The following is a 9,102-nucleotide window of genomic DNA, read 5'->3' on the forward strand; positions in this document are numbered from 1 at the left end:
TTCCTCACACGTTTTTAATGTCGCCCTGAGTGTGACAGATCCGTGACAGGTTTTTCGGGAAGCATTTCTCAAACTGATGATTAACGTGCTTACGGCGTGTGCCGATGAGTTTTATGAAAAAAAACCATACCCCACCGGAGAATTCGCTGTGAAACGTACCCGCCTTGAAGAGAGCACCTGCCCCGTCGCCCGTTCGCTGGATATTATCGGCGACTGGTGGTCGCTGCTGATTGTTCGCGACGCGCGCTACGGGGTCGCAGTCGATATTCTGGTGGCCTATCTCACCGATGAAGCGGGGATCCGCGCTACGTAAAACAGTAGCCTAACGCTGAAGCTGGTCGCCGTATTCGCTCATCCAGGCGGCCAGCGGCGAGAGTGCGTCCTGAAGGGTTAGCCCCAGCTCGGTGATCTGATACTCCACGCGCGGCGGGATCTCCGGGTAGACCGTTCGCGTCACCAGCCCGCGCTGCTCAAACAGGCGCAGCTGCTTCGTCAGCTCTTTCTGGGTGATGGGGGCAGCGGCACGCAGCAGATCGCCAAAGCGAACGGGCGTATTGAACACAATCAGGCGATAGAGAATGGGGATCGCCCACTTACCGGAAATCAGGTTCACAAACTGCGTCATCGGGCAGGTATACGCCTCAGATTTTTTTTCGCAGCACGCTTCCAGCAGCTCTGCCATTTCACACCTCTTGCCTCGTTAGTATCCATTTGGTACCTGGTTTCCTTTCGATACTAACGTTTCTATAGTGCTTTCTCCAGAGACATTTCAGGAGAAGAACATGGGTCGTTTAACCGATAAGTATACGTTGATTACCGGCGGCACCAGCGGTATCGGTCTCGCCACCGCGCAGGCGTTTATCGCCGAAGGGGCGCGCGTCGCCGTGACCGGACGCAACCCGGATACCCTCGCCGAAGCAGAGCGCATTCTGGGCGATAAGGCCTGGGTGATCCCAACCGACGCAGGCGATATTTCGTCGCAAAAAGCGCTGGCGGAGACCCTCACCGCCCGCTGGCCACGCCTGGATGCGGTCTTTCTCAACGCCGGAGACGTAACGCACGCGCCGCTGGAAGTCTGGCAGGAAGAGGCCTGGGACCGTCTGATGAACATCAACCTGAAGGGACCGTTCTTTTTAATTCAGGCGCTGCTGCCGCTGCTGAATAACCCATCCTCGGTGATCCTCTGCGGCTCCGTGAGCGCGCGCATCGGCCTGCCCACCAGCAGCGCGTATGCCGCGAGCAAGGCCGCCCTGCTGTCGCTGGCGCGCACGCTGTCGGCGGAGCTGCTGCCGCGCGGGATCCGCGTTAACGGTCTGAGCCCCGGTCCGGTGGAAACCCCGGCGTTTACGAAAACGGGCTTAAGCGACGAGGCGCTTAACGCGATGATGGCAGAGGTCATTAAGCTGGTGCCGCTGGGCAGAATGGGCTCGACGACCGAGCTGGCAAAAGCCGCACTCTATCTGGCCTCCGACGAGTCGAGCTACACGGTGGGAACGGAACTGCTGGTGGACGGCGGAATGGGGAGCCTGTAATTCAAAAGGCGCTGATGCCGGTGACCGCGCCGACATACAGCGCCGCCCACGCACAGGCGGAAAGCAGGCTGACGGCGTAGACCTTGACGGCGTTCAGCCTGAGCATCCCGGCCGCCAGCGGGACGATGTAACGCAACACCGCCAGGAAGCGCGACGTAAAAAGCACGATGACCCCGTTCTTTTGCAGCTGATGCTGGACCCGCAGGAACTTATTGGCATGCTTTGAGGTGAAGCGCGTGACCATCCGGGTATGCCCCATCAGTTGGCCGATATGGTAATTCAGCACCGAACCCGCCGTTGCCCCCATCACCACGGCGAGCCACGTCAGCGCAGGATGCATGCTCCCCTGGCTGACGGTAATGCCCGCCAGCAGCATCACCGACGCAGGCGGCAGCACGGAGGAGATCAGCACCGTCGATTTGCTCAGCGCCATCACGAATAACAGCACAAACAGATGTGCCGGATACAGCGCAAAATGATTCAGCAGGTTATCAAACCATGTCATTTTCCCCTCCCCCGTTAATAATTTAATTGTCCATTTAAAATGAATAACCTTAAATAAACCCTCAACATTTTATTAATAAGATTTACCTAAACCGTTCTTAAACATTATTTAATTTTCTGAGCACTAAATTTAAACAGGCGTATTATCCCTCTCGTTTTACAACGATCTCGTTATGGCGAGGCTCCTGTACAAATACACGTTATCGCTCTGGTGGGTTCGAGAGAACCGGCACAGGGTAAAACAGGCACTGTCGAATCAAGGCTTTGTCAGTATAACTTCCCTTGTGGGATACGGTGTACAGTGCTGAACCCAGGACGTGGGGATCTCCTTTCCGACATGCCCTGTCTTGCTCGCCCCTGAGAGATTTTATTATTCAAAGGGAATTTACTATGTCTTACGCTATTCATAACCAAAACCTGGCTTTTAATGACAGCGCCATCGCGCAATATATGAATACCGATTTTATCGTTATCGATATTTCATTATGCGTAGCTCTGGCACGCGAGCAGTTCTTTGAAAAATTAAAAGATGATGATATTCCGTCGCATATTTTTATCGAAGATAACGGTCGTCTCGCGGGTTTAATCGCCGTACGCATATTATTGCAGGCCACGGACACCGTGCAGCCTGTTAAGGGGTTGATGATATCGGATTTTATTCAGCTCAAACCGGAAGATGAGCGGGCGGATGTCGCCGGGCTGCTGGCGCACGCGGGTGCGGATGTAGTGCCGGTGGTGACCCACGGCAAGCTGGTGGGCTGCCTTACCGAGCGTGAAATCGCCCATCTGCTGGAAGATGACGTTACTGAAGATGCCCAGCTTCAGGGGGCGACGCTGCCGCTGGAGAAGCCCTATCTGGAAACCAGCGCTTTCAGCCTGTGGAAGAAACGCTCCGTCTGGCTGCTGCTGCTGTTTGTTGCGGAAGCGTATACCAGTTCGGTGATCCAGCATTTTGAAGAGGCGCTGGAATCTGCCATCGCGCTGGCGTTCTTTATTCCGCTGCTGATTGGCACCGGCGGAAACAGCGGGACGCAGATCACCTCGACGCTGGTGCGCGCCATGGCGCTGGGTGAAGTCCACCTTCGCGATGTGGGTCGCGTGCTGCGCAAAGAGATCAGCACCTCGTTAATGATTGCCGCCACGCTGGGTCTGGCGGGCTGCGTTCGCGCCTGGATGATGGGTATTGGGATGGAAATCACGCTCATCGTCAGCCTGACGCTGGTCTGCATTACACTGTGGAGCGCCATCGTCTCGTCGGTGATCCCGATGGTACTGAAACGCTGCAAAATCGATCCGGCGGTGGTCTCCGCACCGTTTATCGCCACGCTAATCGACGGGACCGGGCTGATTATCTACTTCAAAATCGCGCAGTATACGCTGGGGCTGGAATAACGAAAAAACCCTGCGATATTGCTATCGCAGGGTTTTCGAATTTGGCGGAAGCGTAGAGATTCGAACTCTAGAACCCTTTCGGGTCGCCGGTTTTCAAGACCGGTGCCTTCAACCGCTCGGCCACGCTTCCAAAGTGAGGCGCACTATAAACATCTCTGAGCATGATGTAAAGCACGAAATTGCATAACATTACACGTCTTCCGTCCTCCCCTTCCGCCCCGCTGATTTCTTCGTCATCGGCTGGCTAAAATGTAAACATTTATTTTTACATTCATAACGTTTATTAGATTCGCAGGTGGTCATTTAGACTCTTTTTCGTACAACACCCATTAACCGTGGATCACTGCGATAAGAGATTAGCCATGACTTTATTTAACGACGATTATGAATTTTTTATTTATCAGTGATAACTACTACCTTTGCCAGGGTGTATCAAGCTCCCTGACATCAACCCATTTGATTCGCGATGACGCGGATATTCACGATCTTGATGGGGTCGATCAGGCGATGGATTTTATCATTGCGATTGAACAGGATAAGTTACGCAATAAAACCATTCGGCAGGTCAAAAAAGTTAAGCGTGATTACATTGTCCTGATGCATGAGATAGAAGCCAACCGCGCAGTGAGAATCGATAATATTATCTATTCGTCGATGCATTTTACTGCTCACCCTTTTCAGCAGCTGATGCGCTTTTACCGGGCGCTCAGAACACACTCCTTTACGCGACGCGAATATGACGTGCTGAAGCTGCTTCATTTGGAAAACCATGAGATCGCGAAAAAGCTGCAATTGTCACAAAAAACGACCAGCACCTACCGCGTGAGGATCCTCGAGAAATTAAATATGCGCTCAAAAAACATTCTGGCGATGACCCGTGTAAAATCGGCGATCGTCGATTAAAAGCTGTGACATTTTGCCTTGCCACGGAAAAACCGGGCCGTCACGTTTCGCCCTGAGGGGGTTTGGCTGGCGCGGTATACCAGTTCTCTTTGGCAACCATTACGCTGCCCTCTGGCTGCATAACAAAATTCGGGGACATGATCTGCACGTTAAATTCGTTAAACACATCCTGTATCTGGCTATGCAGTTCATTGCGGGCAACCGCGAGGGACTGTTCGGGCAGCAGACGGACCTGCAATTCGTAAGCGATATACCAGTCCATTAACCCTAACTGGCGTACCAGCGGCGGCTCGGAAAGGTCAATCCCTTTTGCCCGTTTCGCGGCCAGCTCCAGCATGGCATGCACCTGACGCCATGGGGTGTCATAACCGATCGTGACGCTGACCGTCAGATTGAGGCTGCCATCGGGCTGTAGCGCGCTCAGATTGGTGATCTTACCGCTCACCACCACCGCGTTGGGCACGGTAACGACATAATTTTCCCGGGTAATAATTTTGGTCGCCAGCATGCCAATTTCACTGACCTTGCCTTCGTTATCCGCCACCCGAATGACATCGCCTTTGCGCAGAGCGCGGGAGTAAATCAGGACCAGACCGCTCATGGCATGGTTCATCACCCCTGCCGAGCCCAGCGTTAACATCAGGCCAAAGAAGACGCTAATACCTTTAAACGCCAGCGAGTTCGCACCGGGAAGAAACGGCCAGGCGGCGGAGAGAGCAAATAGCCAGACGGCAACGGAAATGAGCTTACGGGTAGCCCCCACGGTTTCCGGATGTACGCCGGGAAGTTGCAGACGACCAGCCTCCACCTGATTGAGCACCATCCTGAGAAGCTTCAGAATAAATGCGGTAATGAGGAAAATGATCAGCACAATCGTCAGCCCCGGCAAGGCCGAGACAATCGCCAGGGCAATTTGCTGCACCACGCGAAGCGTCCAGTCTCCCAGCGACGTGCCCCACACCCGCGTCCACGGAAACAGACTGAATGCCCAGCTCAGCCAGACGTAAAAGCCGATCAACCCCAGCAGGAACATCAGCAAGGCGTAAAGCCGAATCTCAATTGCGCCAATGTACCGCCGCCAGCTTTGCGGCACCCGGCTGCGATTCTCCACAATACGCCGACGGTAGACGCGCCGGAACCAGCGCCAGGATCGCCACGCGCCGTAGCAGAGCAGCAACAGCGCCAGCAGGCCAGCGGCTGTTTTTACCGTCGACAGCGCCAGCCAGCCGGTATCGTATTGATCGCGCAGCGCCATCCTTTGCGCTTCCATGCGCGCCAGCACGCGCTGTGCGGCCTGATCGAGGGTAAGATCGTCCCCTTCGTCCAAATCCCCTTCCGTCAGCAGCATCACAGGTTTCCCGTTCATCACTATTAGCCGTCCCTGCTGGTTATAGCGGGTCACGGGGACGATGCTGAGCGGCTCACGCACATCCGCCTCGGTAAAATTGCGCAGGGTGTTGCGGATGCGTAAAACGCGTTCTTCCGGCGTGGTCAGGCCAAATTTCGCCTGGAGCATGACGATGGGCTGATGGAAGATGTAGACCGTTCGGGCGCGCTCCTGCTCCGTAGGCGCCTGGCGGGGCTCTGCGGCATACGATGAGAAGGCGCTCAGGGCGGCAAAACAGAACGCAAACGCGAGCAGGATCTTTTTCATCCTTACTACCCCAGGTCAGAAATCTTGTTATTTTTCAGGCAACCCGCGAATGCCAGGTGGGTATGTTGAGAATAGTCCAGCCTTTCGTTTCTGCAACAAGCGACGGTGAGCGTGTTGCTCTCAGTCACAATATATGTATTATGTTATAACATAACAATTTTGGATTGCGTTCTATGTTACTTAAAAATGGGTTATTTCTGGCTTCACTGCTCTTCATGGCGCCTGCCACTTTCGCCGCAACCACCTGGCCCCTCACGATTGAAAATTGCGGCGTTAAGCAGACCTTTACGCAGGCTCCTCAGCGCGTCGTGACCGTGGGTCAGCATGAAACAGAATTACTGCTCGCACTGGGGCTGGAGAAAGCGATCGCCGCGACGTCAGTCTGGTTCGGCAAGCTCCCACCCACGCTGGAGGATGCCGGGAAAAACCTCCCCCGGCTTGCGGATAATTCCCCCTCCTTTGAGGCCGTGGTAGGGCAGAAACCTGAACTCGTTCTCGCACAGTATCACTGGCACATTGGTCCGCAGGGAGAAGTGGGAACCCGTGAGCAGTTTGCGTCGCTGGGGATTAATACGTGGATCTCCCCTGCCGACTGCACGGATAAAACGGTAACGGAAACCTCAAACGCAGACGGAGCACGTAGCGCGCCGTTTTCACTGGCGGAAATTACACGGGAAGTGACAGATCTGGCGACGATTTTTGATGTTTCCGCGCGAGGTGAGCAGCTCAATCGTGCGCTGGCGGAGCGTATTAAAAAGGCCCAGGCGCGCGCCTCCGCGAAACCGCTTAGCGTTGTATTCTGGTTCTCCAGCAGCCGTCTGAATGGCGATCCCTGGGTGGCCGGGAATTACGGCGCGCCTGGCTGGATCAGCCGCACGCTGGGGTTGAAGAACATTATTGACTCTCACGACGAATGGCCCGCTGTAACGTGGGAACATATAGCCCGCTCGCAGCCGGACGTGATTGTTATCGCCGGGATGTCCCGCAGGCTCTACCCTGCCGATGACGTTGAGGTAAAAAAAGCGTTCTTGCGCAGTGACCCGGTGACAAAGAACATGCCTGCGGTCAGGAACAACCACATCATCGTGGTGCCAGCGATGTCGTTAAACCCTTCATTGCGTAACGTCGATGCGGTTGAGCTTATCAGCGATCGGCTGGCTTCTTTCCAGGATGAACAATGAGTCATTTCGCTTTTGACCGCCGCCAGCAGGGTTTACTGGCAGCAGGTGCCATGGCGCTGCCGCTGATGCTGGTCTTTGCCGCCAGTATCGGTGATATGCCGGTGTCGTATGCCAGTACCGGGAAAGCGATCCTCAACGGACTGGGTTTGACCTCTTATGCTTTGCCGCAAACGGAGGAAGGTATCGTCTGGCAATATCGCATGAGCCGGGCAGTAATGGCCGCGTGCAACGGCGGCGGCCTGGCGTTGTGCGGGCTGGTGTTACAGTCGATCCTGCGTAACCCTCTGGCTGAGCCTTATCTGCTGGGGATTTCCGCGGGCGCATCGCTGGGGGCCGTCTGCGTGATGCTTCTCGGCATCGGGGGGAGCGTGATTGGCGTAAGCAGCGGTGCGTTTGTCGGCTCGTGCGCCGCCTTTGCGCTCATCATGGTGATTACGAACGGGATGAGTGAAAGCCCGTCGCGCATTTTGCTGGCTGGCATTGCGGGCACCCAGCTCTTCAACGCCATGACCGCGTACGTCGTCAGTACGTCCGCCAATGCCGAGCAGTCCCGTAGCGTCATGTTCTGGCTGCTGGGAAGTCTGAGCGGCGTGCGCTGGCCTGACGCGCTGCTGGCGCTGGCCGTTACGCTTGCGGGTTTACTGGTGGTATTGCTCTTTTCACGGGCGCTGGACACCTTCACCTTCGGGGATGAGGTCTCCACCACGCTGGGGATCCCGGTTACCGCCGTGCGTATTGTCTTATTGCTGACCTGTGCCATTGTTACCGCAACGCTGGTGAGCGCCACGGGCGCAGTGGGGTTTGTCGGGCTGGTCATTCCCCATGTAACGCGCATGCTATGTGGGCCGGGCCATCGTCTATCTATCCCGCTGACGTTTCTCATCGGCGCCCACTTTATGATCCTCGCCGATATCGTCTCACGCACGCTGATTGTGCACCAGGTTCTGCCCATCGGGGTGGTGACTGCGCTGGTGGGCGCCCCCGTCTTTGTGGCGTTGCTTTATCAAAACCGAAAGGAGCATCCATGAATATTACTGTGGCCGGGTTAACCGTAACCCGACAAGCGCAGACGGTGCTTAAGGATATCGATCTCGACCTGCCATCCGGGCAGATTATCGGCCTGTTAGGGCCAAACGGCTCGGGCAAGTCGACGCTGCTGCGCTGTCTCGCCGGGCTGTTTCCACGACTCAGTGAACGCGTGGCGCTTAATGGCACAACGCTCTGCATGATGCCGCTGAAAAAACGCGCGCAGCACATGGCGTTTGTCCCGCAACATGCTGAGGTCGACGGAGAACTGACCGTTGAGGACATTGTCAGACTGGGGCGTACGCCCTACCGGAAAACATTCCAGAAAACCTCGCGCGACGATGAGGCTGCGGTTGAGCAGGCGATTGGCCTGATGCAGTTATGCCGCTTACGCCAGCGGCGATGGCACTCTTTGTCTGGCGGAGAACGCCAGCGAAGCCAGATAGCCCGCGCGCTGGCCCAGCAGCCGCAGGTGCTGTTGCTCGATGAACCGACAAACCACCTGGACATTCAGCACCAGCTGGAGCTGATGCGGCTCGTTTCACAGCTGCCGCTTACGGTGGTGGTTGCACTGCACGATCTCAATCTTGCGGCCAATTATTGCCAGCGTCTGATCCTCCTGAAGGCCGGGCAGATCGCCGCCACGGGCGCGCCCGAAGCGGTTCTGACGCCGGCAAACATCGAGGACACCTGGTGCGTAAAAGCTCAGGTCTGCAAGGCCGACGCCGGGATCACGATAAGCTACAACATGGTGGCATGACGGAAGACTGGCGCAAAAACAAAAACCCCTGCGATATTGCTATCGCAGGGGTTTCGAATTTGGCGGAAGCGTAGAGATTCGAACTCTAGAACCCTTTCGGGTCGCCGGTTTTCAAGACCGGTGCCTTCAACCGCTCGGCCACGCTTCCTA

The 9,102-nt window shown here is 55.8% G+C and carries 9 protein-coding genes, 2 tRNA genes, 1 pseudogene and 1 riboswitch; of the genes and pseudogenes, 7 read left to right on the plus strand and 5 right to left on the minus strand.

Annotated features, from left to right (window positions below; translation table 11 throughout):
• Positions 1-76 precede the first annotated feature (76 nt).
• Positions 77-256, plus strand: a pseudogene (locus H2Z33_RS23635) (winged helix-turn-helix transcriptional regulator); the annotation flags it as partial.
• A 66-nt stretch (positions 257-322) separates the two neighbouring features.
• Here the strand turns inward: H2Z33_RS23635 and H2Z33_RS22715 are convergent.
• Complete coding sequence (locus tag H2Z33_RS22715; protein ID WP_017384779.1) at positions 323-682, minus strand: winged helix-turn-helix transcriptional regulator; 360 nt, start codon at positions 680-682, stop codon at positions 323-325.
• 100 nt (positions 683-782) lie between these two features.
• Here H2Z33_RS22715 and H2Z33_RS22720 point away from each other — a divergent pair, with 100 nt between their 5' ends.
• Positions 783-1,532 carry an SDR family oxidoreductase gene (locus H2Z33_RS22720; protein WP_015570880.1) on the plus strand — a complete coding sequence of 250 codons (750 nt, stop codon included), beginning with the start codon at positions 783-785 and terminating at the stop codon, positions 1,530-1,532.
• A gap of 1 nt (position 1,533) precedes the next feature.
• Here the strand turns inward: H2Z33_RS22720 and H2Z33_RS22725 are convergent, their stop codons facing one another.
• A complete protein-coding gene (locus tag H2Z33_RS22725; protein ID WP_015570881.1) occupies positions 1,534-2,037 on the minus strand; it encodes a DedA family protein in 504 nt (167 codons plus the stop codon).
• 159 nt (positions 2,038-2,196) lie between these two features.
• Positions 2,197-2,366, plus strand: a riboswitch (M-box (ykoK) riboswitch).
• Between the two features lie 60 nt (positions 2,367-2,426).
• Between H2Z33_RS22725 and H2Z33_RS22730 the strand changes: the two genes are divergently transcribed.
• Entirely contained in the window at positions 2,427-3,428 is a 1,002-nt protein-coding gene (locus tag H2Z33_RS22730) for a magnesium transporter (protein WP_045907440.1), read from the plus strand.
• Between the two features lie 42 nt (positions 3,429-3,470).
• Here H2Z33_RS22730 and H2Z33_RS22735 read toward each other — a convergent pair.
• Positions 3,471-3,558: transfer RNA gene (locus H2Z33_RS22735), tRNA-Ser, on the minus strand.
• 254 nt (positions 3,559-3,812) lie between these two features.
• Between H2Z33_RS22735 and H2Z33_RS22740 the strand changes: the two genes are divergently transcribed.
• Positions 3,813-4,331: a helix-turn-helix domain-containing protein gene (locus H2Z33_RS22740; protein ID WP_063135268.1), complete on the plus strand. Its 519-nt coding sequence runs from the start codon at positions 3,813-3,815 to the stop codon at positions 4,329-4,331.
• A 40-nt stretch (positions 4,332-4,371) separates the two neighbouring features.
• Here H2Z33_RS22740 and H2Z33_RS22745 read toward each other — a convergent pair whose 3' ends face one another.
• Positions 4,372-5,985 carry a mechanosensitive ion channel family protein gene (locus H2Z33_RS22745; RefSeq protein WP_017384783.1) on the minus strand — a complete coding sequence of 538 codons (1,614 nt, stop codon included), beginning with the start codon at positions 5,983-5,985 and terminating at the stop codon, positions 4,372-4,374.
• A gap of 173 nt (positions 5,986-6,158) precedes the next feature.
• Between H2Z33_RS22745 and H2Z33_RS22750 the strand changes: the two genes are divergently transcribed.
• From H2Z33_RS22750 to H2Z33_RS22760, 3 genes are read left to right on the plus strand one after another with little or no spacing between them, the layout of a single operon-like run.
• Positions 6,159-7,166, plus strand: a complete 1,008-nt coding sequence (locus tag H2Z33_RS22750; RefSeq protein ID WP_063135269.1) for an ABC transporter substrate-binding protein — start codon at positions 6,159-6,161, stop codon at positions 7,164-7,166.
• A complete protein-coding gene (locus H2Z33_RS22755) occupies positions 7,163-8,194 on the plus strand; it encodes a FecCD family ABC transporter permease (RefSeq protein WP_017384785.1) in 1,032 nt (343 codons plus the stop codon). Before H2Z33_RS22750 ends, H2Z33_RS22755 begins: the two co-directional genes overlap by 4 nt.
• Positions 8,191-8,952 carry an ABC transporter ATP-binding protein gene (locus tag H2Z33_RS22760; protein ID WP_063135270.1) on the plus strand — a complete coding sequence of 254 codons (762 nt, stop codon included), beginning with the start codon at positions 8,191-8,193 and terminating at the stop codon, positions 8,950-8,952. Before H2Z33_RS22755 ends, H2Z33_RS22760 begins: the two co-directional genes overlap by 4 nt.
• 60 nt (positions 8,953-9,012) lie before the next feature.
• Here H2Z33_RS22760 and H2Z33_RS22765 read toward each other — a convergent pair.
• Positions 9,013-9,100, minus strand: a tRNA-Ser gene (locus H2Z33_RS22765).
• Positions 9,101-9,102 lie beyond the last annotated feature (2 nt).

It is taken from the genome of Enterobacter sp. YSU (assembly GCF_016082135.1).
GTDB classification, from domain to species: domain Bacteria; phylum Pseudomonadota; class Gammaproteobacteria; order Enterobacterales; family Enterobacteriaceae; genus Enterobacter; species Enterobacter hormaechei_C.